We start from the raw sequence: 24,268 nt of genomic DNA, 5'->3' as shown, positions 1-24,268 counted from the left end.
CGCCCGCCCCGGACGCGTCACGACGCCGCCGTCCGGGGCGGACGTGTGTCCGGGGCGGACGTGTGTCCGGGGCGGAGCCACCGCCCGGGGCGGCGGCGCTTGCCCGGGCGGAGGCGCGCCCGGCCGTACGCCCGGACTCGCCGCGTGACGGTCCGGTGCCCGTACGGACGGGGAGCCGCGCCGGGGGCCGTGACAGGGCCCGTGACGGGGCCGGCGGCCCGGGTGTCCACGGAGTGGAAAGCCGTCGCCGCGGTCATCGCGTAAGACCTAGCATCGGCCCATGCCGCTTACCTCTGCCCTTTCCCCGCTCGTCTTCACCCTGGACCCGCCCGTGACCCCCGAACTCCGGGACGGGGTCCTCTCGCTGTGGGCGGACGTCTCCAACGCCGGGGGCGCCGTCGGCTTCGTGCCGCCGGTGACCGCCGAGGAGATCCGGCCGGAGCTGCTGAAACAGCTGGAGGCGATGGCGGAGGGGCGCAGCCGTCTGCTCGTCGGGACCGACGGGCGGGGGCGCCCGGTGGCCACGGCCTTCCTCACCCTCAACACCCACCGGCTGATGCGCCACTGGCTGTGGGTGTACACCGTCATGGTGCATCCGTCCCTCCAGGGCCGGGGCGTGGGCCGGGAGTTGATGGCCGCCGTCGCGGACGCCGCGCGCGGTCTCGACGGCATCCGCGGCATCCGGCTCACCTGCCGGGGCGGCACCGGCGCCGACCGCTTCTACGCCGCCTGCGGCTACCAGGAGGCCGGCCGGGTGCCCGACGCGATCAAGGTCGCGGAGGACGACTACCGGGACGACGTCACCATGTGGCTGCCGCTGGATTGACGGCGAAAGCGCTGTGCTTCACTGGAGGACAGCCATACCAGCCATACCGGCCCTTTCGGTCGCAGCCGAGAAGAAGGTTCCTCCCTTGAGCAGCAGCACGAGCAGCATCAGTGGCGGCAGTGGCACTGGCACCGACAAGCGGAACGCCAATGCCGCGATCCGCTACACCCTTCTGCGCTTCGCCCTGTTCGCCGCCTGCTTCCTGGCGGCCTGGGGGCTCAGCTACCTCGGTGTGGTGCCGGCCGGGGTGGGGGACTCGCAGGTGTTCTGGGTGATCCTGCTGGGTCTCGTGCTCTCCGCCCCGCTGAGCTGGGTGCTGCTGCGGAAGCAGCGTCTGGCGATGTCGGAGCAGGTCGTGGAGAAGGTGGAGCGGGCCAAGCAGCGGCTGTCCGCCGACCAGAGCCGCGAGGACGGCGCCGACGACGCCGCCCGCGCCCAGGGCTGAGCCCGCTGCGGGCCCGGGGCTGATCCGGCGCCCCGGGCCCAGGGACCGGGGCCGAGTTCCCGCCCCGAGTTGTTTCCCGGCCGGGGCTCGCGCCGGCTCCGGGGTCTTTCCCCGCGTCGCTTCCCGGCGCCCCCTTATCCCGTCCTCCCGTCCTCCCGCCCTCTTCGCCCCCACGCGCGTCCCGGCCCGAGCCGCCGGGAGGTGCGCTCCGGATGATCCGGCTCCGGCCCGGGGCACCGTCGTCGACATGGCTCTCCGGTCCCGCACGCCGGTCCGGCACCCGGCCGACGACGCGACCGCTTCCGGTGGAGCCGGCCGGCCCGAAGGCGGATGATCTCCAGGCAGGACCGCCTCCGCGCCTTCGATGTGAAGCAGTTCCGCCGCTCATCTTTGCGGTTCCCAGGCCCGGTGTTACGGTAGTGCGCATGACGACGACCGCGCGCCCCTGCACACCGGGCATCCCGCTCGTGGCGCGCCTGCATGTCGATCTCTGCCGCTGTCTCTCCGCGGCCTGTCGCCGCCACTGACGCGACCGAGCAGCCGTACTGCCGCCCCGTACCGCCCGAGTGAGGGCGCCGGGTGCGACCACGGCCGCCCACCGCCCCGGGTCCCCCGGTTCCCGCACGGCCTCGTGCTTCCGGCGCGGTCTGCTCCGGGGCCCGGCCGGCCGGACGGCCGCCGCCCTCGGCGTCCGTCCCGTCCCCGGCGATCGTTCCGTCCCCCGGGTCCCTGCCGTCGTCCTCCGCGCGTCCGCGCCGCCGGGGTCCGCGGCGGCCGGGGCGCGGTCCGGGGCGGTGCGGCCCGTCCCCCTCCTCCCCTTCCACCCCTTACCGACGGAGTGTGTCCGTGACCACCGCGTCCTCCCCCGACTCCCCTGATACGCCCGAGCCCTCCGGCTCCCCGGGCCCGTCCGGCACGGCACGGACATCCGGCCGGACGCCGAGGCTGCCCCGGGTGCCCTTCTGGGCCCAGATACTCCTCGGCCTCGTCCTCGGTGTGCTGCTCGGCTGGGCCGCCCGCACCTGGGACGTCGCCTGGCTGGCCGCCACCCTGGAGCGCACCGGCGGCCTGTTCGTCCAGCTGCTGAAGCTGGCGGTGGCCCCGCTCGTCTTCTTCGCGATCCTCGTGTCGATCACCAATCTGCGGAAGGTCAACAACGCGGCCCGGCTGGCCTCCCGCACCCTCCTCTGGTTCATGGCGACCTCGCTGATCGCCGTCGCCATCGGCCTCACCATCGGCCTGCTCACCAACCCCGGCGCCGGCACCGGGCTCACCCCCGCCGACGGCGCCCGGCCGGAGAGCGCCGGCTCCTGGCTCGACTTCCTGACCGGCATCGTCCCGGCGAACGTCATCACGCCGTTCACCGAGCTCAACGTGCTGCAGATCGTCTTCATGGCGGCCGTGGCGGGCATCGCCGCCCTGAAGATCGGTGAACCGGCGCGCCCCGTCCTGGAGTTCAGCGAGTCGGTGCTCGCGCTGCTGCAGAAGGCCCTGTGGTGGGTCATCCGGCTCGCCCCGCTCGGCACCGCCGGCCTGATCGGCAACGCCATCGCCGCGTACGGCTGGGACCTGATCGGCAAGTACGCGACCTTCACCGCCGATGTGTACATCGGCTGCGCGCTGGTGATGTTCGGCGTCTACCCGCTGCTGCTGGCCACGGTCGCCAAGGTGAGCCCGCTGCAGTTCTACCGCGGTGCCTGGCCCGCGATCCAGCTGGCCTTCGTCTCCCGCTCCTCGGTCGGGACGATGCCCGTCACCCAGCGGGTCACCGAACGCCTGGGCGTGCCGCGCGAGTACGCGTCGTTCGCCGTCCCGTTCGGCGCGACGACGAAAATGGACGGCTGCGCCGCGGTCTACCCGGCCCTCGCCGCGATCTTCATCGCGGAGATCTTCGGGGTGCAGCTCGGCATCGGGGACTACCTGCTGATCGTGTTCGTGTCGGTGATCGGTTCGGCGGCCACCGCCGGGCTGACCGGTGCCACCGTGATGCTCACCCTGACCCTCTCCACGCTGGGCCTCCCGCTGGAGGGTGTGGGCCTGCTGCTGGCCATCGACCCGGTGCTGGACATGATGCGCACCGCGACGAACGTGGCCGGGCAGTCGGCCGTGCCGATCGTCGTCGCGGCCCGGGAGAAGATCCTCGACCGGGAGGCGTACGACAGCGCCACCCTGTTCGACCCGGTCGGCCCCGACGCGGGCCCGGGTGCGGGGAGTTCGCCGGAGGGCGGTGCCGGGCGCGAGCCCGTGGGCGCCGCCGCCGGGCGGGCGTGACCGGACCGCGGTAGCGAGAACCGGGTTCCGTGTGAGGGCCACCGGGGCGGGTGAACGCGTTCACCCGCCCCGGCGGCCCTCCGCGTTGGACCGGAGGCGGCGTCAACTCGCGCCGCAAGGAGGGCAATCGGGGCATGCGGGCAGCTACCGGCCGGGCCCGGGGCTGTCGGATGCGCCACACCGTCCGGTTGGGACCGAGAAGTTACCGGCGAGTTGCCGTAAGGACACCCGCGTGCCCTGGAATGCGGCGCACGCCCTCGCAGCGGCGGGCCGCACCACCCCCGCGCCGCCGCCGCTCCGCCCCGGGCCGTCCGCCCCGCCACCGCGGGGAAGGGCCCGCGGTGGCGGTGCCGTTCTCCGACGGAACCGGGGGCCGCCCCGTCCCCCTCGCCCGCCCGCAGTCCGGCGCCCACCGCCGGCCGCGGGCCCAGCCCCACCCGGAGCCCTCCATGCCCCCCACCGAGCGGTCCCGCTGGTCCCGCCGTTCGTTCCTCGCCACGGTCGCCGGCGGCGCCGGCGGCGTCATCGTCGGCGGCCTCGGCGCCCCCACCGCGCGCGCCGCCGGCCGGCTGCGCACCTACGTCATCGTCGTCGACGGCTGCCGGCCCGACGAGATCCGGCCGCTGTACATGCCCCGGCTGTCCAAGCTGCGCGACACCGGCACGACCTACCCGGCCGCCCAGTCGCTGCCGGTCATGGAGACCATCCCCAACCACGTCATGATGATGACGGGCGTGCGCCCCGACCGTTCGGGTGTGCCCGCGAACGCGGTGTACGACCGGGCCGAGCAGACCGTGCGCGACCTGGACCGGCCGACCGACCTGCGGGCCGTCACCCTCTTCGAACTGCTCCGCGCCACCGGGCGCACCAGCGGCTCCGTGCTGTCCAAGCGCTATCTGCACGGGATCTTCGACACCCGGGCCGACTTCCACTGGAAACCGGAGCCGATGCTGCCCATCACGGAGCACGCGCCGGACGGCTTCACGGCCGACGCGGTGATCTCGATGATCGACAGCGCCGACCCCGATCTGATGTTCGTCAACTTCGGTGACGTCGACCGGGTCGGGCACAGCGACCTCACCGGCGGCACGCTCGACCTCGCCCGCAGGGCCGCCCTGATCAGCACCGACTACCAGATCGGCCGGGTCGTCGAGCACCTCAGGGACACCGGCCGCTGGGAGAACTCCGTCCTCCTCGTCCTCGCCGACCACTCCATGGACTGGTCGCTGCCGTTCGCCATGGTGAGCCTCGCCCCGCTGCTGGCGCGGGACCCGCTGCTGAAGGACCGCTGCGTCATCGCGCAGAACGGCGGTGCGGACCTCCTCTACTGGACCGGGCCGGAGGCCGACCGGGCCCGGGCCGTGGCCCGGATGCGGGAGATCGTCCTCGCCGAGGAGGGCGTGCTGTCCGTGCACACGCCCGGGGAGCTGCGGCTGGGCCCGGAGGCCGGTGATCTCGTCGCGTACGTCCGCCCCGGCTACCGCTTCTCCGATCCGCTGCCGATCTCCAACCCCATCCCCGGCAACCACGGCCACCCGGCCACCCTGCCCATCCCCTTCTTCGTGTCCGGCGGTTCACCGCTGGTCCGGCGCGGCGCGGTCAGCGACGCCCCGGCCCGGACCATCGACGTCGCCCCCACGGTCGCCGCGCTGTACGGCCTGCGACGGCCGGCCGGCGGCTGGGACGGCACGGCGCGCAGGGACGCGTTCGTGCGGTAGGGCCCCGGTGCGGTGGGGGCTCGGTGCGGGCCCTCGCCGTGCCGGACGAGGCCGTGGGTGCCGGCATGGCCGGCAGCCGCGACCTGTCCGGCAGGATCTCCGCGAGCCACCGGAGCCGGTGAGCGCTTCTCGCCGTGCGGGAAAGGTGTTTGGCATATGCGGCGAGGGGAGCGGGCCGTAAACTTACCTCTCGGTAGGCAAGGCGGAGGGGCGGGACAGTGGCGGGCACCAAGGGCAAGCGGATGCCGCGGGCGGTGCGGGAGCAGCAGATGCTCGACGCGGCCGTGACGATCTTCGCCCGGCGCGGTTACCGGGCCGCCTCGATGGACGAGATCGCGGAACTGGCCGGTGTCTCGAAGCCGTTGGTCTACCTCTATCTGAACTCGAAGGAAGAGCTGTTCAGCGCCTGCATCCGGCGCGAGGCGGCGGCCCTGGTCGCCGCCGTGCGGGAGGCCGTCGAGCCGCGGGACGCACCACCGGACCAGCAACTCTGGAGCGGGCTGCGCGGCTTCTTCGCCCATACCGCAGAACGCCCGGACGGCTGGGCCGTGTTGCACAACCAGGCCCGTACGCACGGAGAGCCGTTCGTGAGCGAGTTCGCGGCGATGCGGGAGGAGATCGTCACCTTCGTGACGCAGCTGATCGCCGCCGCGGCGCGCGAGGACGACTGCGTTCCGGACCTGGCCGACCGCGAGGTGGCCGGGCTGGCGCACGCCCTGGTCGGGGCCGCCGAATCGCTGGCCGGATGGGCCAACGAGCCCGGGGGCGGCGGAGCCGGTGGTGGGGGCGGTGCCAGTGGCGGTGTCGGTGATGCCGGTGCTTCCACGGGCGGGGGCGCGGACCGGCCGTCGGCGAAGGAGACCGCGGCGCTGCTGATGAACTTCGCCTGGGCGGGCCTCGCGAACCTGATGGAGGGCCGCCCCTGGCACCCGCGCGGGAAGAGCGCCACCCGCGGATCCTGAGCCGGGAGGCGTGCCGGCCGGCCGAGTGGCCCCGTGGCGGGCCGGGCCGCGCGGTGCCGGCCGCGGCCCGGGAGAGCCCGGGGGCCCGCGCCGGAACGCCGGGCCCCGCGCGGATCAGGCCCCGGCCGGGGTCGTGACCGTCCCCGTGAGGTGGAGACGGGAGCCGTCCCGGCCGCCGCGCAGTTCGAAGGCAGCGCCGAGCCTGTGGTAGACGACGGTCGACGGAAGCAGGACCGGAGCCTTGAATTCCGCGCGCACGGTGACCCGTTCCGCGCTCGACGCGTCCGTCTCGGCCACGCAGCGGGCGAACGTCCACATGCCGTGGGCGATGGCCCGGGGGAAACCCAGCGGGCGGGCGGTCAGCGGGTGGAGATGGATCGGGTTGTAGTCGCCGGAGACGGCGGCATGGTGCCGTCCGAGTCCGGCGGGGAGCTGCCACACGGCGGCGGCGGGGAGCCCGTCGGCGCCATCGCCGCGAGAGGCGCGGGCGTCCGGCGCGGAAGCCTCCGGCGCGGCGGACTCGGGGGCGGGGGACGCGGACTGGGAGGACTCCGGGGCGGGGGCGGACTCCCGGGCGCCGCCGGTCTCCGCCGCGCCGGAGGCGTCCGCGCCGTGCCCGGCTTCCGCGGCTTCCGGGGCTTCCGCGGTGCGGTGGCGGGCCAAGTACGTGCTGCGGTCCGTCCAGACCAGTTCGCCGTCGATCCGGGCCTCCGTGACGACCTCGGCCTCCGTGCCGCGCCGGTGGGGCAGCAGGCGGGGGATGGCGACGGTCAGCTCGGGGCGGTCGTGCGGGCGCAGCGCCCGGTGCTGTGTGATCTCGATGCCGGTGTGGACCAGGCCGAGGAGGGGCAGCGGGAAGGCCCGGTCGCCCATGAGGCGGGCGGCGAGGGGGAAGCCCAGGATGTGCGGATAGGTGAGCGGCAGCGGATCGGTCTCCCGGAAGCCGCAGACGCGGGCGTAGCGGACGACGCGGCCGGCGTCGATCCTGGCGGCCGGCAGCAGGAGCCGGGTGCCGGGGAGCGGGGCGCCGGGGGAGGGGCGCTTGCCGATCCCGGTCAGCACACCCCGGCCGAGGGCGGGCATCAGGCGCGGTGAGCGGGTGAGGCGCTGGGTGGTCGGGGCGGTCATGGGGGCTCCGTCGGGATCGTGTGCGGTGGGTCCGGTCGGGTCCGGTCGGGTCTGGCCCGGTCGGGCCGGGCCGGGCCGGGCTGGGTCGGGGCGGGCCGGGGTTGGTTCGGCCGGGTCGGCCGGGGTCGGGTCGGGCTGGTCCGGGCTGGTCGGGGCTGGTCCGGGCGGGGCCGCTTCCGGAGGGCCCTGCCGCGTTCGCGCTGCGTTGCCGGTACGGGGTATCGGACGGGTGGGAGGGTCAACGTCCGCGCGCAGCGCGGGAGGAGAGCCGGCGGCGCCGCGGCCGCGGGACCCGCGCCGCTTTCCGCACGGGCCCCGGATGGCATCCCGTGCGGGGTGGCGGGAGTGGCTCGGGCGGGTCTCCGTGCGGGGCGCCGGGGACGGCCCCGGGTGGCGTCTTGTGCGGGGGACCCGGGTACCAGCCCGGGCCGCGATCCGCGCGGAGGACCCGGATACCAGCCCGGGCCGCGACCCGCGCGGGTCGCGGCCGGAACCCGTACCCGGCACCCCGCGCGACACCGCCGCCCCGGAACCCGTACCCGGTACCCCGCGCGACACCGCCGCCCCGGGCCGGCCCGCGGCCGCCCCGTCCGCCGGCCGGCCCGCGCCGGAGGCGCTACGCCCCGAGGAGGCTCTGCCCGCAGACCCGTACCGTCTGTCCGTTGACCCCGCCGGAGGCCGGCTGGGCGAGCCACGCCGTCGTCTCGGCGACGTCGACCGGCAGGCCGCCCTGCGCCAGGGAGTTCATCCGCCGCCCCGCCTCCCGGATCAGCAGCGGCACGGCGGCCGTCATCTTCGTCTCGATGAAGCCGGGGGCGACCGCGTTGACCGTCACCCCGTACTCGGCCGCCGCGCGCGGCGCCAGCGAGCGGGTGAAGCCGATGATCCCGGCCTTGCTCGCCGCGTAGTTGGTCTGCCCGGCGTTGCCGGCGATGCCGGCGATCGAGGCGGTGGCGATGATCCGGCCGGTGCCCCGGCGCAGAACACCGGCCTTCAGCAGTCGGTCCGTCACCCGCAGCACGCTGCCCAGGTTGACGTCGATCACCTGGTCCCAGCGGTCGGCCGCCATATTGGCGAGCCGGCGGTCCCGGGTGATGCCCGCGTTGTGGACGAGGATGTCGAGCCCGCCGGGCACGGCGGCGGCGATGCGCTCGGCGGCGTCGGGCGCCGTGATGTCCAGGGGCAGCGCCGTGCCGCCGAGACGGCCGGCGAGAGCGGCCAACTCGCCCTCCGCGGACGGTATGTCGAGGCAGACGACCCGCGCGCCGTCCCGGGCGAGGGTCTCGGCGACCGACGCGCCGATGCCGCGGGCACAGCCGGTGACGAGCGCGGTCCGGCCGGCCAGCGGCCGGGACCGGTCCGTGTCTCCGGCCGCCGGGCCGTCCGCCTCGCCCGCGCCGGCGGCGTCTCCGCGCACGGTGATCGGCTGCCCGCTCACATAGGCCGACTTGGGCGACAGCAGAAAGCGGAGCGTCGACTCCGCCGCCGCTGCCGCGGCGCCCATCGCGGCCGCGCCGTCCGCACCGGGGTCCAGCCGCAGCAGGTTCACCGTGCAGCCCTTGCCGATCTCCTTGCCCAGCGACCGGACGAAGCCTTCCAGCGCCTGCTGGGCGGCGGCCCGGTGATGGTCCGCCGGGTCGGGCACGGTGCCGAGGACGACGATCCGTCCGCCGGCGGCGACCGAGCGCACCACCGGGTGGAGCGCGGCGTGCACCCCGTGCAGCGCGTCCGGGCCGTCCACGCCGGTGGCGTCGACGACGACCGCGGCGTACGGGGCGGCGCCCCGCGCCCCGGCGTTCTCGCCGCTTCCGGTGCCGCGCCCGCCATCGGCACCGGCACCGGCTCCGGCACCGTGCCCGTCCCCGCTCCGGTGCTCCGTCCGCACCGGCAGCCCGGTCCGGGCCAGTACGTCGGCGAGTCCGGGGCAGGGCGCGGCCGCCGTCAGGTGGAGCAACGCTCCGTCCAGGGACGGCCGTTCGGCGGTCCAGCGGTGCAGCGGCGCGGGCCGGGGCAGGCCCAGCCGGCGGGTGAGGAACCGGCCGGGGGCGGTCCCGGTGAAACGAAGATAGCGATCGGCCATTGGCCAACTCCTCACCGTGGCGTAAATTTACTTCGCAGTAAGGTTACTGCCGGGTCAGGAGTTGGTCGAGATGAGTACCCGCAATGCCCTCCTCGCCTCCGGGGTGCGGCGCGTCGCCGTTCTCGGCGGCAGCAGGATCCCCTTCGCGCGGGCCGACGGCCCGTACGCCACCGCCTCCAACCAGCGGATGCTGACCGCCGCGCTCGGCGGGCTGGTCGAGCGCTTCGGTCTCGAAGGCGTGCGGCTCGGGGAGTTCGCCGCGGGTGCCGTCCTCAAGCACAGCCGGGACTTCAACCTCGCCCGGGAGACCGTGCTCGGCAGCGATCTGGACCCGCGCACCCCCGCGTACGACGTCCAGCAGGCGTGCGGCACCGGGCTCCAGGCCGTCATCGCCGCCGCCAACAAGATCGCGCTGGGGCAGATCGACTCGGCCGTCGCCGGCGGCGTGGATTCGGCCAGCGACGCCCCGCTCGGCGTCAACGACGAACTGCGCAGGCTGCTGCTGGCCACCCGCCGTGCCCGCTCCCTCGGCGGGCGGCTCCGGCAGCTGGCCGGGGTCCGGCCCCGCCACCTCGTCCCCGACATCCCGCGCAACGCCGAACCCCGCACCGGCCTGTCGATGGGCGAGCACGCGGCCCGCACCGCCAAGGAGTGGGGCATCGGCCGCGCGGAGCAGGACGAGCTGGCCGCCACCAGCCACCGCCGCCTCGCCGCCGCGTACGACCGCGGCTTCCTCGACGACCTGGTGGTCCCCTTCCGCGGCCTGGAGCGGGACCAGAATCTGCGCCCCGATGCGAGCCCGGAGAAACTCGCCCGCCTGAAGCCGGTGTTCGGCGTCGCGGACGGGGGCGGGGACGGGGACGGCGGCGCCACCATGACGGCGGGCAACTCCACCCCGCTCACCGACGGCGCCGCGACCGTCCTGCTCGCGAGCGAGGAGTGGGCGGCCGAACGCGGCCTCGAACCGCTGGCCTACCTCACGGCCTACGAGACGGGGGCCGTCGACTACGTCAACGGCGAAGACGGTCTGCTGATGGCGCCCGCATACGCCGTACCGCGCATGCTGGAACGCGCCGGCCTCGGGCTGGACGACTTCGATCTGCTGGAGATCCACGAGGCGTTCGCCTCCCAGGTGCTGGCGACGCTGGCGGCCTGGCGCAAGCAGGGCCTGCCCGAGGCCGACCGGGACCGGCTCAACGTCGCGGGATCCTCCCTGGCCACCGGCCACCCCTTCGCCGCGACGGGCGCGCGCATCGTCGCCACCCTGGCCAAGCTGCTCGCCGAGCGCGACGCGCCGGGGCGTGGCCTGATCTCCATCTGCGCGGCCGGCGGCCAGGGGGTGACGGCGATCCTCGAACGGCCGTGACCCGGCGGGCGGTTCCCCGCCCGCACCGACACCGACTCCCACCTCTCATCGCGTGAGCCAACCCCCCACACGGAACCCCGCACCACCGCAGGACCCGCCCCCTCCGCACGCCCCCGCTGATCCCGCCGCCCGCTCCGCCCCCCCCGCGGAGCCGGGCCGCCGCCCCCGGCCCCCGGGCGCCCGGACCACCCGTCCGGCGCCGTCCGCGCGGGGGCGGCCGAGACAAGAGGAGCCGCCCGTGTCCCGTACCCCCCGCCTTCGTCCCCGCCACGGCGCCATGCCGCCCGAGACGCCGGAGCCGTCGCTGACCGCGGACGCCGACGGCACCGTCCGCGAGGTCGCCGTTCCCCCGCTCGTCGCGCCCGTCGAAGAGGGCTCGCTCGCCGACATCCCGTTCCGCAACGCCGTCGAGGCCCCCGGCGAGATCGTCCTCAGCCGGGTCCAAGGGGACGGGAGCTGGCGCGACGTCAGCGCCGCGACCTTCGCCCAGGAGGTGCTGGCCGTCGCCAAGGGCCTGATCGCCCACGGCCTCGCGCCCGGCGAACGGCTGGCCATCATGGCCCGCACGAGCTACGAGTGGACGCTGCTGGACTTCGCCGCCTGGGCGGCCGGCCTCGTCACCGTGCCCATCTATCCGACCTCCTCCGCCGAGCAGGCCCGCTGGATCATCCAGGACTCCGGCGCCGTCGCCTGCGCCGTCGAGGACGTCGGCCAGACCCGGCTGATCAGCGGCATACGCCCCGACCTGCCCGGGCTCAAGCACCTCTGGCAGTTCGACACCGACGCCGTCCCCCTCCTGGTGACGGCCGGCAAGGACATCCCCGACTCCGAGGTGGCCGCCCGCCGGGCCGGCCTCGGCCCGGACACCATCGCCACCCTCATCTACACCTCCGGCACCACTGGGCGCCCCAAGGGCTGCGTGCTGACCCACGGCAACTTCTTCGCCGAGGTGGACAACGCCGTCGAACTGCTGCACCCCGTCTTCAAGTCGGTGAGCAAGGAGCCCGCTTCCACCCTGCTCTTCCTGCCGCTGTCGCACGTCTTCGGCCGGATGGTGGCCATCGGCTGCCTCCGCGCCCGGGTCCGCCTCGGGCACCAGCCCAGCATCCAGACCGAGGAACTGCTGACCGCGCTGGCCGGCTTCAAGCCGACCTTCCTCCTCGCCATCCCGTACGTCCTGGAGAAGGTCTACAACACCGGCCGCGCCACCGCGGAGAAGATGGGCCGGGCCGCCTCCTTCGACCGCGCCGCGAAAATCGCCCAGCGCTACGGGGAGGCGCGGGAGGCCGAGCAGCACGGCACCGGCCCCGGCCCGGGCCCCGGCCTGCGGGCCGCCCGCGCGCTGTACGACCCGCTGGTCTACCGGCGCATCCGGGCCGCGCTCGGCGGCAAGGTCCGCTACGCCATCTGCGGCGGCTCCCCACTGGGCCGGCGGCTCGCCGCCTTCTACGCCGGCGCGGGCATCGAGATCTTCGAGGGCTACGGACTCACCGAGACCACCGCCGCCGCCACCGTCACCCCGCCGCTGAAGCCGCGGCTCGGCACGGTCGGCCGACCGCTGCCCGGCGCGGCGGTCCGGATCGCCGAGGACGGCGAGGTGCTGCTCCGCGGCGGCCAGGTGTTCAGCGGCTACTGGGACGCGGCGCGCGGCGAGGCCGTCCGGGGCGCCGAGACCGACGCCGGGGGCTGGTTCGCCACGGGCGACCTCGGAGCCCTGGACGAGGACGGCTATCTCAGCATCACCGGCCGCAAGAAGGAGATCATCGTCACCGCGGGCGGGAAGAACGTCGCCCCGGCACCCCTGGAGGACCGGCTGCGGGCCCATCCGCTGGTCGGCCAGTGCCTGGTGGTCGGCGACGACCGCCCGTACATCACGGCCATGATCACCCTGGAGCCGGACGGGCTGCTGCACTGGCGGCGGATGCGGAAGAAGGAGGACGTCCCGGTCGCGGAGCTGGTACGGGACGAGGAACTCCTCGCCGACATCCAGCGTGCCGTGGACGACGCGAACGCCTCGGTCTCCCGGGCCGAGTCGATCCGCCGCTTCCGGGTGCTGCCGGTGGACTTCACCGAGGACACCGGCCATCTGACGCCGTCGATGAAGCTGAAGCGCCGGGTCATCCTGCGGGACTTCACGGCCGAGGTCGAGGAACTGTACCGGCGTTCCTGAGCCGCCCCCGGGCGGGAGGGCCCCGGGTGCCGGCCCGCTCGGGAGCCGGCACCCGGGGCCCGGGGGTCCCTCCCGCCTGTCCGCCGGCCCTGGCACGGGGTGCCTTTCGGGAAGACAATGGCCCCACCGCGGCACGCCGTTCACGACGGCGCGGGACTCGCCCCGATCAGCTGGCTGACCAGTGCGGACACCGTCCCGTGACGGCGTGACCGCCCGACGGCGCGCCCCAGGGCGCGCCTTTCCGCGTTCTCCCAGCTCAAGGCCGTGATCGAGGCCGTCCGGTCCGCCGGATTGCCCCGGAAAACCGGTGTGTCCCGCACCGCGCCGGTTTCCGTTGACCGGCCCCGGGACGGCTGCCATCGTTCAAAGCGCAACCAGAAACCAACGCATGGCCCCCCGCGCCGCGGTCGGGACATGCGCCGGCCGGACGCCGCCGGACCACCGTCCGCCCGTCCCGGCCGGACGCCTCAGCGGAGAGCCCAATGGCGGGACTCCACGGCGTGAGCCACTGAGCCACTGAGCCACGACAACCACCGCGGATCCATGACATGGCCGCACGATGACGCCTGCCCCGGTACCGCCGGTCGCACCGCCGGTCGCACCGGCGGCGGACCGGACCCGCGGGACCGCCGGCCGGCCGCGCGAGCACGGCGGGGGCGTCACCGAAGGGAGGTCCGCACTGCTGTCCGCCGACCGGATGACCACGCTGCCGGATGTCCACCGCATCCGCACCCGGGATCCCAACAACCACCTGCACTGCCGCAAGGGCCAGCTCCTGGCGTACGCCGGCAGCCGCACCCCCTGGTCCGACCTGCTCATGTACGGGGCGCTGGGCTCCACCGCGGCCATCCACCGCCACTGCTATCTGCGCGGCGGGGACCGCTGGGCGTTCGACACCCCGTATGTGACCGACGACGACCTGCGCCTGCTCGGGTTCGAGGTGTTCTCGGCCGGGACCGTGGCCCTGCCCCTCTTCGAGGCCGGAGCCGCCGAGTTCCTCGCCGCCGGACAGCCCGTGTTCTTCTACGCGCCCCGGCACCACTTCCCCTACTGGGTGGAGTTCATGCGCCGGGTCGGCACGGTCCCCGAGGAGTACGGGCTGCCGCACTCGTTCCTCGTCTGCGGCGTGAGCGGCACCGACGTCCTGCTGGTGGACAACATCGCCGACGACCACGAGTACTTCACGGTGACCGTGGGCTGGGACGTGCTGCGCGAGGGCTACGCGCGGGAACCCGGCCGCTGGTTCACCGGCTGCGTCACGGTCGAGCAGGTCTCCGAGCCGGACCGCGAGGGGTTCGAGGCCGCCTACCGGGCGTTCCTGAACGGGTTCCGCGACGGCTTCGAGCTGTACGACATCGTGGCCGGCAACCTCGTCCTGGAACGGGCGTCGAACGTCGCCCTCTACCGGGCACCCGGTGTCAACAGCCTGGCGCTGCTGGCCGGTTCACGGGCCCTCTTCCGCCGCTTCCTGGAGCTCACCGAACACAGCGAGCCGGTCCGCGCCGCCTACACCCGCATCGCACGGCTGGCCGCCGCGCTGTCGGACCGGGTCAGCGCCTTCCAGGCCGGTCAGCCCGCGCCGCCGGCGGACCGGCTCCGCCACGGCCTCGCCCAGCTGCGGCTGCTCGAACAGCGGGCGGCGCGGCTGCTCGCCGACGAGGCGGCCGCCCTCCCGCACATCCTGCCGACCGCGGTCCGCGGCCGGTAGCCGGACAACAGAGGACACACGTGCGCCAGTTATACCTGTTCAGCGGCATGGCGGGCCTCCAGGGCCCACCGCTCGCCGCCCTGCGAGCGCTGTACGCGCGGCCGGAGAACGCGCGGTACTTCACCGCCGCGGCCGAGGCGGTGGAACGCGCGCTCGACCACGCCGGCGCGGACGCCTACCGCCGGGAGCTGCCGGGCGGCATCCCGCTGACCGCCTGGCTGCGCGGCGGCACACCGGACGCCGGCGCCCTGGAGCACTCCATCGTGGACGGTCTGTGCGCCCACATCTACCAGCTCTGCCTGCTGCAGCCCGCCATCGGCGGCGCGGACGGCGGCCGGCCCGCGCCGGTGGCCGCCATCGGCCACAGCCTGGGCCTGATCGGTGCCGTGGCCGCGGGCCTGAGGATCGCCGGCCGCCGGCAGTACACGGAACTCTGTCACGGCCTCATCGCGATGACCGTGCTGACACTGGTCCGCTGCCAGCAGGCGGCACCGCCGCCGACGGGTGACGCCACGCCCATGGCGGCCGTCCTGGGGGTGCCGACGGAGGAGCTGCGCGAGCTGGTGGCGGACTCCCCGGTGCACCTCGCCCTCGCGAACTCCGGCCGCTCCCACGTACTGGCCGGGAACCCGGCCGACCTGGCCGCGCTCCGGGAACGGCACGCGCGGCGGCTCGCCGCACCGGGTGCGCAGTGGACGTACCTGCGCAGCACCGTGCCGTTCCACACCCCGCTGATGGAGCCGGCGGTACGGGCGACCCTGGCGGACCGGCACCTCATGACGTTCCCGCTCCTCGGCGAGCGGCTGGCCGTACCGGTGTACGTCGCCGAGGAGCCGGTCAACCTCCAGCACCGCGGCGACCTGCTGCCGGACATCCTCGCCCACGCGGTGAGCCGTCCACTGGACTGGCCCGGCACGGTCCGCGCCGCGATCGAGGACGCCCGGCCCGAGCAAGTGATCGATTTCGGCCCGGGGTTGGCAGCCCGGGTGTTCACCAGGGAAAGCCTGCGCGGCAGCCACGACGGCCTGCGCTACCGCAGCGTTCCCGCACCAACCGCTTGAGTGAGGAGCGTCCACGCATGCACTGTCTGGTTTTCCCCGGTCAGGGCGTACAGCACAAGGGCATGGGACAGGGGCTGTTCGAGCGGTACCCGCGGGAGACCGCGGCCGCGACCGAACTGCTCGGCTACCCGGTGGCCCGGCTGTGCCGCGACGACCCCGGCGACCGGCTCGCCGACACCCGCTACGCACAGCCGGCCGTCTTCCTCGTCAACGCGCTGTCCTGGATGGACCTGGAACGCGAGGGCCGCCGGTACGACTACTTCGCCGGGCACAGCCTGGGCGAGTTCAACGCGCTCGTGGCCGCCGGCGTCATCGGCCTCATGGACGGCCTGGCGCTGGTCCGGCGCCGCGCCGAGCTGATGGCCGGCATCACGGGCGGCGCGATGGCCGCGGTGATCGGGCCGGGCGCGGCACGGGCCGAGGCGACGCTGCGCGGCGCCGGGCTCAACAGGGTGCACGTCGCCAACCGCAACAGCGAGCAGCAGGTGACGGTGGCCGGAGACCGGCGGCAGCTGGCCCTCGCGGTCAAGGCGCTGCGCGGCGCGGGCGCCCGGGTCGTCCCGGTGCGCGTCAGCGGCCCGTTCCACACGCCCCTCATGGCCTCGGCCGGACGGGCGTTCGCCACCGTCCTGAGCGCCCACGCGTTCCGCCCCGGGCACACACCGGTGATGTCCAGCGTCTCCGGCACCGTGTTCGACCCGGACCAGGCGGTCCAGCTGCTCAGCCGGCAGATCTCCCGCCCGGTGGAGTGGGTGCGCACGGTACGCGCCCTGCGCGCGGCCGGCGTCCGCCAGTTCGACGAGGTGGGCGGCACCACGCTCACCGACTTCATCGCACGGATCCCGGCTCGGCCGACGGAGGAACGGGTATGACCACGGACATCGCTGTCGTCGGACTCTCCGTCGAGGTACCGGACGCGTCCGACCAGCACGCCTTCTGGGACATCGTCCGCACCGGCCGCAGCCTCACCCGGCCGTTCCCCGCGCGGCGGCGCCGCGAGGTCGAGGAGTATCTGCGCTACCACTGGGAATCGTCGCTGACGCCGGACGCCGAGGACCGGATCGCGTTCCACGACGGCAGCTTCCTGGACCGGATCGACCTGTTCGACCACGCCTTCTTCGGTATGAGCCCGAAGCAGGCCGCCGTCACCGACCCGCACCAGCGGCTGGTCCTGCGGACGCTGTACCGCGCGGTGGAGGACGCCGGCTACACCGGCGACCGGCTGGCCGGCAGCCGCACCGGCGTGTACGTCGGCTACGCGGGCAACCCCGGCTGGTCGTACCTGGACTACTTCTGCCGTATCGATCCCGCGCTGGGCCAGCTCGGCCTGACCGGCAACATCGTGACGATGCTGGCCAACCGGTTCTCGTACCTGTTCGACCTGCGCGGACCCAGCATGGTGATCGACAGCGCCTGCTCGGCGTCGCTGCTGGCGCTGCACCAGGCCAGGGCCGCGCTGCTGCTCGGCGACTGCGACATGGCCGTGGTGGCCGGCACCCGGGTCGTGCCGGCGCCGGCACGGCACCCGCACACCCGGATCGGCATCGAGTCGTCCGACGGCGTGACCCGGACGTTCGACGAGGACGCGGACGGCACCGGCTTCGGCGAGGGCTCGGGGGCGGTCGTCCTCAAACGGCTGGACCGGGCGCTGGCGGACGGCGACCAGGTGTACGCGGTCGTCAAGGGCAGTGCGGTCAACCACGACGGCCGGTCCGAGATGATGACCGCGCCGGATGCCGGGGCCCAGGCCGACCTGCTGGAGGCGGCGTGGCGGGAGGCGGGGGTGGATCCCCGCACGATCGGCTACCTGGAGGTGCACGGCACCGCCACCCGCGTCGGCGACCCGATCGAATTCGAGGGACTGCGGCGGGCGTTCGCCGCCCGGACCGACGACCGGCGGTTCTGCGCGGTGGGCACGGTGAAGGCGAACATCGGCCATCTCTTCGAGGGCTCGGGCGTCATGGGCGTGATCAAGACCGCGCTCGTGCTGCGGCACGGCGTGATCCCGCCCCTGGCCAACCACGAGCGGCCGAACAGCGCGATCGACCTGGACAACGGCCCGGTGTACGTGCCGCGGGAGGCCCGCGCGTGGCCGGCGGAGGAGGAGCACCCCCGCCGCGCCGGCGTCAGCGCCTTCGGCCTCGGCGGCACCAACGCGCATGTCGTGCTGGAGGAGTTCACCCCGGCGGCCCCGGCCCCGGCGGAGTCCGGCGGGGGCCGGCCGCCGTACCTGTTCACACTCAGTGCGCAGAGCCCGGTGTCCCTCGCCCGGCTGGTCACCCGCTACCGCGAGGCCATCGACGCCGGCCGCGTCGACGGCCACATCCGGGACGTGTGCTGGACGTCGAACATCTCCCGCGCCGGGCACAAGCACCGGCTCGCCTACACGGTCACCGACCTGGGCGAGCTGCGGGCGGCGCTGGCGGCCACCGAGGCCGGTACGGTGCCGGACGCCGCCCGCACCGCGGCCGCCCGCGACTGGACCGACGGCTCCGACCTCGACCCGCGCGCCCTGTACGAGGGGCAGAGCCCCCGCACCGTGCACCTGCCGCCGTACGAGTTCGACGAGACCCGCGCCTGGGTCGACTTCCCGGAGACATGGCGCGACAGCTTCGCGCTCGCCGGGCCGCGGATCACCCACCCGGTGACCCACGCGGTGGAGTTCGCGCCGGCGCCGCTCGCGCAGTCCGGTGATCCTGCGGCCCGGGTGCTGGCGCTGGTCAACCCGGCGGTGGCCGACGCCGTGGCCACCGCCCTGCCGGCGGACGCGGTGCTGCGGACGCCGGGCGCCGCGGACGCCGAACCGGACCGGCTCGCCGAGGAACTCGTCGACGAGGGATACACCCATCTCGTGTACGCGGCGGCCTGCGACGACGAACCGGCAGCCGGACTCGCGGAGCTGGACCGCCGCGTCGAGGAGCATCTGACCGGCCTCTTCCGGCTGGCGAAGGCGCTGATGCACGCGGGCGCGGCGATCGAACTCGTGGTGCTGACCCGGCGGGCGCTGGCGGTCGTTCCCGGCGAGCCCGGCGTCGTCACGGAACACGCGGCGCTCGCCGGGCTGGCCAAGGCGATCGGCCGGGAGTACCCGTACGCGACCGTCCGCTTCCTGGACGCCGACGACGCGGTGCCGCCCGCGCTGCTGCGCGAGGAGATCCTCGCCCCGCAGGCCGGGGTGTTCGCGCTGCGCGGCAAGGACAAGTACCGCGAGTCCTTCGCCGAACTGCCGGAGATCCCGCCGGTCCGCGACGCGTACCTGCGGCCCGGCGGCGCCTACCTCATCACCGGCGGTCTCGGCGGCATCGGCCTGGAGACGGCCCGGCACTTCGCGGCCGGCGCCCCCGGCGTTCACCTGTATCTGCTCGGCCGCACCGGCCTGCCGCCGCGGACCGAGTGGGAAGCGGTCGCCGCGGACCCCCGCCATCCCGCCGCCGCGCGGGTCGCGGCGGTCCGCGAGATCGCCGCGCTCGGTGCCACCGTGCACCCGGTGGCCGCCGACGTCGCCGACGAGACCGCGCTCGCGGGCGTGCTGGCCATGATCCGCGCCGCGCACGGCCGGCTGGACGGCATCGTGCACGGCGCCGGTGTGCCCGGCGACAACCTCATCGCGTACCGGGAGGCCGACGGGTTCGCGTCCGTGCTGCGGCCGAAGGTGCGCGGCGCGTTCCTGCTGCACCGGCTGACCCGGGACGACCGGCCCGACTTCGTCCTGCACATGTCCTCGGTGGCCGCGGTCTTCCCGGCCCTGGGCCAGGCCGACTACGCCGCCGCGAACCTCTACCTGGACCACCTGGCCCGGACGCTGGACACGCCGGAGCACCGAGTGGTCAGCGTCAACTGGGTGGCCTGGCGGGAGACCGGCATGGCGGTCGGCTCCGGCGTCAACGACGATCTGACGTTTCGTTCGCTGCCCACCCGCACCGGCCTCGACCTGATCGACGTGGCGCTGCGCGGGGACCGTGCGAACTTCCTGGCCGGGGAGATCAACTACGGCAGCGAGCTGATGAGCGTGCTCCCCTCCTACGACCTGGCTCTCTCCGCGGACATCCAGAGCAAGATCGAGACGGCCATGGCGGCGCTCACGGAGCGGATCGAGCGGAACAACGCGCGCATACGCGAGACCGTGGAAGCCACCGAGGTCCGGCTCACCGGGCGTCCGGACGGCGAGTACACCGACACGGAACGGATGGTGGGCCGCTGCCTGGCGCACGCCCTCGGCCACCCCGCGATCGACGTGGACGCCGACTTCCGGGACCTGGGCGCCGACTCCATCATGGCGCTGACCGTCGGCAACAGCATCTCCGCCTGCCTGGGCCGCCCGTTCGACACCGTCGATCTGATGAGCGAGCGCACCGTGACCGCCGTCGCCCGGCTCATCGAGACCAAGTACGCCACGGACGCACCGGACGATGAAGGCGGCGGGGACGACGCGTGGCTCGACGACCTCCTGACCACGCCCGGAGACTGACGTGCCGGACCTCACGCGGGGCCCGGTCCTGGCCGGCGTCGCCGGGATCGCGGCCCCGCTGGCCCTGGCCAACCTGCTCCAGCAGGGCTATCTGCTGGTGGACAGCGCGGTCGTCGGCCAGTACCTGGGTGTCACCGGACTGGCCGCGATGGGCGCGGGCCAGCCGCTGTACGCGATCCTCACCTCCCTCTTCACCGGTGTCTCCGGCGCGTTCGCGGTACGGCTCGGGCACCTCGCCGGCGCCGGGCGGCGCGACGACCCGAGTGCGCTGCTGGCGCTCGCGCTGTGCACCGGAGTGTGGTCGGCGCTCTGCGCCGCGGTCGCCGTGCCGGTCACGGGGCCGCTGCTGGCGCTGGCGGGGGTGACCGGCCAGGTCGCCGCCGAGGCCCGCACCTTCGTGGTGACGCTGTGCTCGGGCCTGGCCGCCGTCTACGCGCTCGGCGCGGTCTGCGCCGTCCTGACCGGCCGCGGCGACGCCCGCCGGGCCACCGGTCTGCTGATCACCGCCAGCGTGCTGAACGCTCTCTTCGCCTGGCTGTTCGTGGGCGCCTGGGGGCTCGGGATCGCGGGCGCGGCGCTGGCCGTGGTGGCCGCCAACGCCCTCGCCGCGGCGGCCGGCCTGGCCCGCCTGGTGCGCGAGCAGCGCCGCCGCCCGCCCGGGGACACGGCGGTCACGGCCGCCACGGTGGGCGCCGAAGTGCGGCGCGGCCTGCGGATCGGCACGCCGATGGCCGTGCAGTACCTGCTGATCGGCGTCGGCGTCCTGGCGCTGGTGTGGATCATCACGCCGTTCGGGGAGGAGGCCCTCGCCGCGCTGACCGTCGTCTCCCGGCTGGAACTGCTGACCAGTGTGCTGTTCCTCAATCTGTCCGGCGCGCTGATGGTGTTCACCGCGCAGAACACCGGCGCCGGCCACACCGCGCGGGTCCGCGAAGGGGTCCGCAGGACCGTCTGGCTGGGCACCGCGCTCACCGTGCTGGTGTCCCTGCTGCTGCTCGCCGGACGCGGGCCGGTCGCCGCGCTGTTCTCCGGCAGCGAGGAGACCCGGATGGTGACCGAGCGGTACATCCTCATCACGGCGCCGTTCTTCCTGTGCTACACGCTGACGGTGGTGCTGCACGGCTGGTTCAACGGCATCGCCCGCACCGTCGTGCCGCTGATCTGCACGGTGCTGTCGCTCGGCGTCGTCCGGCTGCCGCTGTCGTACGCGCTCGGCCACGCCTGGGGGGTCGACGGCGTCATGTGGGCGACGGCGATCGGCTGGGCCGTGGGCCTGGGCTACACACTGCTGGCGGCCCGGTCCACGGCGACCGGACCACGGGGCGGGTGGAGCGGCCGGGGCGGCCGGGGTGACCGGGGCGGCGACGGCGGACGGACGACGGAGCCGGGGACGCCGGCGCCGGTGCCGGTGACCGAGTCCGGGCCGGGGAGGGCGCCGGGGACGGTCCCGAAGCCCGTGCCGGAACCGGTGACGGTGGCAAAGCCGGTGCCGGTGACGGAGACGAAGCCGGTGTCGGTGCCGCAGCCCGTGCCGGAACCGGCGGCGGTGCCGAAGCCGGTACCGGTAACGGTGCCGAAGCCGGTGACGGAGCCCGGGCCGCTGGTGGTGCCCAAGCCGATGCCGGAACCGGCGCCGGAACCGGCGCCGGAACCGGAGCCGGTGCCCGAGCCGGGCAGGAGGGCCGAGCGGTGATCCGGTCGCTCTTCGTCAGCGACATCCTGCCCCGCCGCCCCGCCGGGGGCGCGGTGCGGCGGATGGACGTGGTCACCGGAACACTCACCGGACTGGGGCCGGTCGACGCCCTCTTCCTCGCCCCGCCGGACGCCGTGCTGCCCGCGGAGGAGACCACCCGCTTCGCCCGGACCGGGATCGCCACCGTGCCGGCGTACACGGGCCCGCGCGCCTTCCTGGAGATCACCGCGCGCGGACCCTCGGCCGCCTACGCCCGCCACCAGCGGCGCACGCTGGCCCCCGCCCTGCCCCGCTGGTCGACCGGCACCCGCTACGACCTGGTGTGGTTCAACCGGGAACGCGCCTGGCTGCCACTGCGCGGCCGCTTCACCGGCCGCACCGTCGTCGACGTGGACGATTTCGAGGACGTACTGATCCGCCGCTGGACGCGGCTCGGCCGGGGCGTCTGGGGCGTACCGCTGACCCCGTGGCAGCGTGTGCAGGCGCGCCGTTCGATCAGCTGGTGGGGCCGGGTCCACCGGCGCGTGGCGCGGGAGGCCGACGTGGCCGTGCTCGCCGCCACCGGAGACGCGGCCCGGCTCGGCGCGAGACGGACGGTGGTGGTGCCGAACACCTACCCCGCTCCACCGCCGATGCCGCCGCGCCCCGGCGGAGGTGACGGAGACGGTGGCGATGCCGGTGCCGGCGGCGCGACCATCCTGTTCCAGGGCGCCTTCGACTGGCCGCCCAACGCGGATGCCGCCCGCTGGCTGACGGTTGAGATCCTGCCGCTGATCCACGAGCGGGTGCCGGAGGCGAAGGTCGTGCTGGCGGGCGCGTCCACCCCGGACGTGGCCGCCCTGGCCGGCCCGCATGTCGAGGTCGCGGGCGCCGTACCGAGCATGACGCCCTGTCTGCGGGCCGCCGACCTGGTCGTGGTCCCGCTGCGGGTCGGCAGCGGGACCCGTATCAAGATCCTGGAAGCGTTCGCGCACGGCGTCCCGGTGGTCAGCACGACGATCGGAGCCGAGGGCCTCGACGTTGTCACCGGGGAGCACCTGGCCGTCGCCGACACCGCCGACGGACTGGCCCGGCACTGCGCCGACCTGCTCACCGACCGGGCCCGCAGGACCGCGATGGCCGCCGCCGCGAGCCGCCTGCACCTCGGCCGGTACCTGCCCGAGCACGCGGCCGCCCAGGTGCGTCGGGCGGCCGGGGCGTAGACCCCGCCTCCGGATCAGGCCGGGTCCGCGGGGGCCGGCCCGATCCGGACGGGGGAAACCCGACCCGGATCAGGCCCGGATCAGGCCCGGATCAGATCCGGACCATCGTCCAGATCAGGAACGAATACCGCAGATCCTGTTCCGCCCAGTGCACGCAGCGCTCTTCCGACGTGAGATCCACCGGTCCGGTGAGTTCCAGCCCGAATTCCGCCGCCAGCGCGAACATCGCCTCCATTTCCCGCCGGTCGAAAACCCGGACCGGCCCGCCGTAGGCCTGCCGGCCACGGGTGTCGGTGGGTTCCGCGAAATAATCCGTGGAGGTGACGAGCACTCCGCCCGGTCGCAGGATCCGCGCCATCTCCCGGAAATACGCGGCCGGGTCGACGCCGTGCTCGATCACGCTCAGGCAGGTGACCGCGTCGAAGGACCCGTCGGCGAACCGGGTGGCGGTCAGATCGCCGGTTTCCAGCCGGATCGGGCCGCAGCGGACCGGGCGTTCGAAGACCAGATTGATACCGGTGAGGTCGCGATAGCCGTAGAGATAGAGCCAGCGCAGAATCTGCGAGTAGTACTCGGCGCCCGCGTCCAGCACCCGCGCCCGCGGACCGGTGCGGCTCAGCACCTCGTGCAGCGCGCCCAGCGAGTCCCACGACTTTGGCGCGTCCCACACCGGCGGCAGCCCGAGCCGCTCGGCCTCCGCGACCGCGGCGTCGATCTCGGCCCGGTCGCGCAGCACGGTATTGACCGGATACACCGCCGGCCGCTCCCGGTGCGCGAGACCCCAGCGCATGGCCATGTAGAGCGGAAAACCGAATCGGGTGTATTCCAGTAAGGAAAGGGTCATGGCAGCCAGGCTAGCCAACCGCGGGGCATTGCCGGGGAGTTCGAAGAAATGGTTTGCGGCCGGACCGGCGGATCCTGACGGATGGAATATGCGCGGCGCGCGGCCGGTCGATTCCGTGAGGTCCGTGCGGGTATTGTTCGCGGTCCTTTCATCCGGCGGTCCGCGCACACAAGGGCAGGCGAATGCGGCGCCGATCCGATTCGCCGATCCGGTTCGCCGATCTGATCTGCCGGATGAACGTTTCCGTATCCCGCTTCCGGTGGTGACGGAGTGTCTGCCGCGCGGCCGCGCCGAAGGGACGGGGGGACGGGGGGACGGGGGGACGG

The 24,268-nt window shown here is 74.5% G+C and carries 16 protein-coding genes; 13 read left to right on the top strand and 3 right to left on the bottom strand.

The features are described from left to right. Window positions 1–280: 280 nt before the first annotated feature. The 5 genes from IF83_RS0126405 to IF83_RS0126380 all read left to right on the top strand — a co-directional run bounded on the left by IF83_RS0126405 (window position 281) and on the right by IF83_RS0126380 (window position 6,222). Window positions 281–826, top strand: a complete 546-nt coding sequence (locus IF83_RS0126405; protein WP_030548344.1) for a GNAT family N-acetyltransferase — start codon at window positions 281–283, stop codon at window positions 824–826. An 85-nt stretch (window positions 827–911) separates the two neighbouring features. Beyond that, window positions 912–1,271, top strand: a complete 360-nt coding sequence (locus tag IF83_RS0126400; protein WP_394297383.1) for a DUF4229 domain-containing protein — start codon at window positions 912–914, stop codon at window positions 1,269–1,271. A gap of 840 nt (window positions 1,272–2,111) precedes the next feature. Then, complete coding sequence (locus IF83_RS0126395; protein WP_051723441.1) at window positions 2,112–3,542, top strand: dicarboxylate/amino acid:cation symporter; 1,431 nt, start codon at window positions 2,112–2,114, stop codon at window positions 3,540–3,542. Window positions 3,543–3,991: 449 nt separating this feature from the next. Next, window positions 3,992–5,260 carry an alkaline phosphatase family protein gene (locus IF83_RS0126390; RefSeq protein WP_030548339.1) on the top strand — a complete coding sequence of 423 codons (1,269 nt, stop codon included), beginning with the start codon at window positions 3,992–3,994 and terminating at the stop codon, window positions 5,258–5,260. A gap of 242 nt (window positions 5,261–5,502) precedes the next feature. Next, window positions 5,503–6,222 carry a TetR/AcrR family transcriptional regulator gene (locus IF83_RS0126380; protein WP_030548337.1) on the top strand — a complete coding sequence of 240 codons (720 nt, stop codon included), beginning with the start codon at window positions 5,503–5,505 and terminating at the stop codon, window positions 6,220–6,222. 114 nt (window positions 6,223–6,336) lie between these two features. On the opposite strand, the gene IF83_RS0126375 is transcribed toward IF83_RS0126380, so the two are convergent. Both IF83_RS0126375 and IF83_RS0126370 read right to left on the bottom strand, forming a co-directional pair. Further along, the gene (locus IF83_RS0126375) at window positions 6,337–7,350 is read right to left on the bottom strand and encodes a MaoC/PaaZ C-terminal domain-containing protein (protein WP_030548335.1); all 1,014 of its coding nucleotides are present in this window, start codon (window positions 7,348–7,350) and stop codon (window positions 6,337–6,339) included. Window positions 7,351–7,966: 616 nt separating this feature from the next. Further along, the gene (locus tag IF83_RS0126370; protein ID WP_030548333.1) at window positions 7,967–9,430 is read right to left on the bottom strand and encodes a 3-oxoacyl-ACP reductase; all 1,464 of its coding nucleotides are present in this window, start codon (window positions 9,428–9,430) and stop codon (window positions 7,967–7,969) included. Between the two features lie 70 nt (window positions 9,431–9,500). On the opposite strand from IF83_RS0126370, the gene IF83_RS0126365 reads away from it, so the two are divergent. The 8 genes from IF83_RS0126365 (at window position 9,501) to IF83_RS31390 (ending at window position 23,098) form a co-directional block, all read left to right on the top strand. Next, on the top strand, window positions 9,501–10,796 hold the full coding sequence (locus IF83_RS0126365) for an acetyl-CoA C-acetyltransferase (protein ID WP_051723440.1): 1,296 nt from the start codon (window positions 9,501–9,503) through the stop codon (window positions 10,794–10,796). A 277-nt stretch (window positions 10,797–11,073) separates the two neighbouring features. Beyond that, window positions 11,074–12,966 carry an AMP-dependent synthetase/ligase gene (locus IF83_RS0126360; protein ID WP_030548328.1) on the top strand — a complete coding sequence of 631 codons (1,893 nt, stop codon included), beginning with the start codon at window positions 11,074–11,076 and terminating at the stop codon, window positions 12,964–12,966. A 559-nt stretch (window positions 12,967–13,525) separates the two neighbouring features. Next, on the top strand, window positions 13,526–14,674 hold the full coding sequence (locus tag IF83_RS0126355; protein ID WP_030548326.1) for a hypothetical protein: 1,149 nt from the start codon (window positions 13,526–13,528) through the stop codon (window positions 14,672–14,674). A gap of 20 nt (window positions 14,675–14,694) precedes the next feature. Further along, entirely contained in the window at window positions 14,695–15,735 is a 1,041-nt protein-coding gene (locus tag IF83_RS0126350; protein ID WP_158711110.1) for a hypothetical protein, read from the top strand. Between the two features lie 17 nt (window positions 15,736–15,752). After that, a complete protein-coding gene (locus IF83_RS0126345) occupies window positions 15,753–16,607 on the top strand; it encodes an ACP S-malonyltransferase (RefSeq protein ID WP_030548323.1) in 855 nt (284 codons plus the stop codon). Continuing rightward, window positions 16,604–20,203, top strand: coding sequence for a type I polyketide synthase (locus tag IF83_RS0126340; protein WP_030548321.1), 3,600 nt, complete (start codon window positions 16,604–16,606; stop codon window positions 20,201–20,203). The genes IF83_RS0126345 and IF83_RS0126340 overlap by 4 nt, the downstream gene beginning before the upstream one ends. A 1-nt stretch (window position 20,204) precedes the next feature. After that, complete coding sequence (locus IF83_RS0126335) at window positions 20,205–21,896, top strand: MATE family efflux transporter (protein ID WP_030548319.1); 1,692 nt, start codon at window positions 20,205–20,207, stop codon at window positions 21,894–21,896. After that, the gene (locus IF83_RS31390; protein WP_051723439.1) at window positions 21,893–23,098 is read left to right on the top strand and encodes a glycosyltransferase; all 1,206 of its coding nucleotides are present in this window, start codon (window positions 21,893–21,895) and stop codon (window positions 23,096–23,098) included. The genes IF83_RS0126335 and IF83_RS31390 overlap by 4 nt, the downstream gene beginning before the upstream one ends. Before the next feature lie 91 nt (window positions 23,099–23,189). Here the strand turns inward: IF83_RS31390 and IF83_RS31385 are convergent, their stop codons facing one another. Continuing rightward, on the bottom strand, window positions 23,190–23,942 hold the full coding sequence (locus IF83_RS31385) for a class I SAM-dependent methyltransferase (RefSeq protein ID WP_078843894.1): 753 nt from the start codon (window positions 23,940–23,942) through the stop codon (window positions 23,190–23,192). Window positions 23,943–24,268: the final 326 nt, after the last annotated feature.

The sequence above is a fragment of the Streptomyces albus subsp. albus genome, from assembly GCF_000719865.1.
In the GTDB taxonomy this organism is placed as follows: Bacteria; Actinomycetota; Actinomycetes; order Streptomycetales; family Streptomycetaceae; genus Streptomyces; species Streptomyces albus_E.
This window is presented reverse-complemented; position numbering and strand designations above follow the sequence as displayed.

Bases quoted from the DNA above. Each gene is read 5' to 3' on its own strand.
- IF83_RS0126365 (WP_051723440.1), top strand. From the start codon at position 9,501: ATGAGTACCCGCAATGCCCTCCTCGCCTCCGGGGTGCGGCGCGTCGCC.
- IF83_RS0126345 (WP_030548323.1), top strand. From the start codon at position 15,753: ATGCACTGTCTGGTTTTCCCCGGTCAGGGCGTACAGCACAAGGGCATG.
- IF83_RS0126340 (WP_030548321.1), top strand. From the start codon at position 16,604: ATGACCACGGACATCGCTGTCGTCGGACTCTCCGTCGAGGTACCGGAC.
- IF83_RS0126380 (WP_030548337.1), top strand. From the start codon at position 5,503: ATGCCGCGGGCGGTGCGGGAGCAGCAGATGCTCGACGCGGCCGTGACG.
- IF83_RS0126405 (WP_030548344.1), top strand. From the start codon at position 281: ATGCCGCTTACCTCTGCCCTTTCCCCGCTCGTCTTCACCCTGGACCCG.
- IF83_RS0126390 (WP_030548339.1), top strand. From the start codon at position 3,992: ATGCCCCCCACCGAGCGGTCCCGCTGGTCCCGCCGTTCGTTCCTCGCC.
- IF83_RS0126360 (WP_030548328.1), top strand. From the start codon at position 11,074: ATGCCGCCCGAGACGCCGGAGCCGTCGCTGACCGCGGACGCCGACGGC.
- IF83_RS0126370 (WP_030548333.1), bottom strand. From the start codon at position 9,430: ATGGCCGATCGCTATCTTCGTTTCACCGGGACCGCCCCCGGCCGGTTC.
- IF83_RS0126375 (WP_030548335.1), bottom strand. From the start codon at position 7,350: ATGACCGCCCCGACCACCCAGCGCCTCACCCGCTCACCGCGCCTGATG.
- IF83_RS0126355 (WP_030548326.1), top strand. From the start codon at position 13,526: ATGACGCCTGCCCCGGTACCGCCGGTCGCACCGCCGGTCGCACCGGCG.
- IF83_RS31385 (WP_078843894.1), bottom strand. From the start codon at position 23,942: ATGACCCTTTCCTTACTGGAATACACCCGATTCGGTTTTCCGCTCTAC.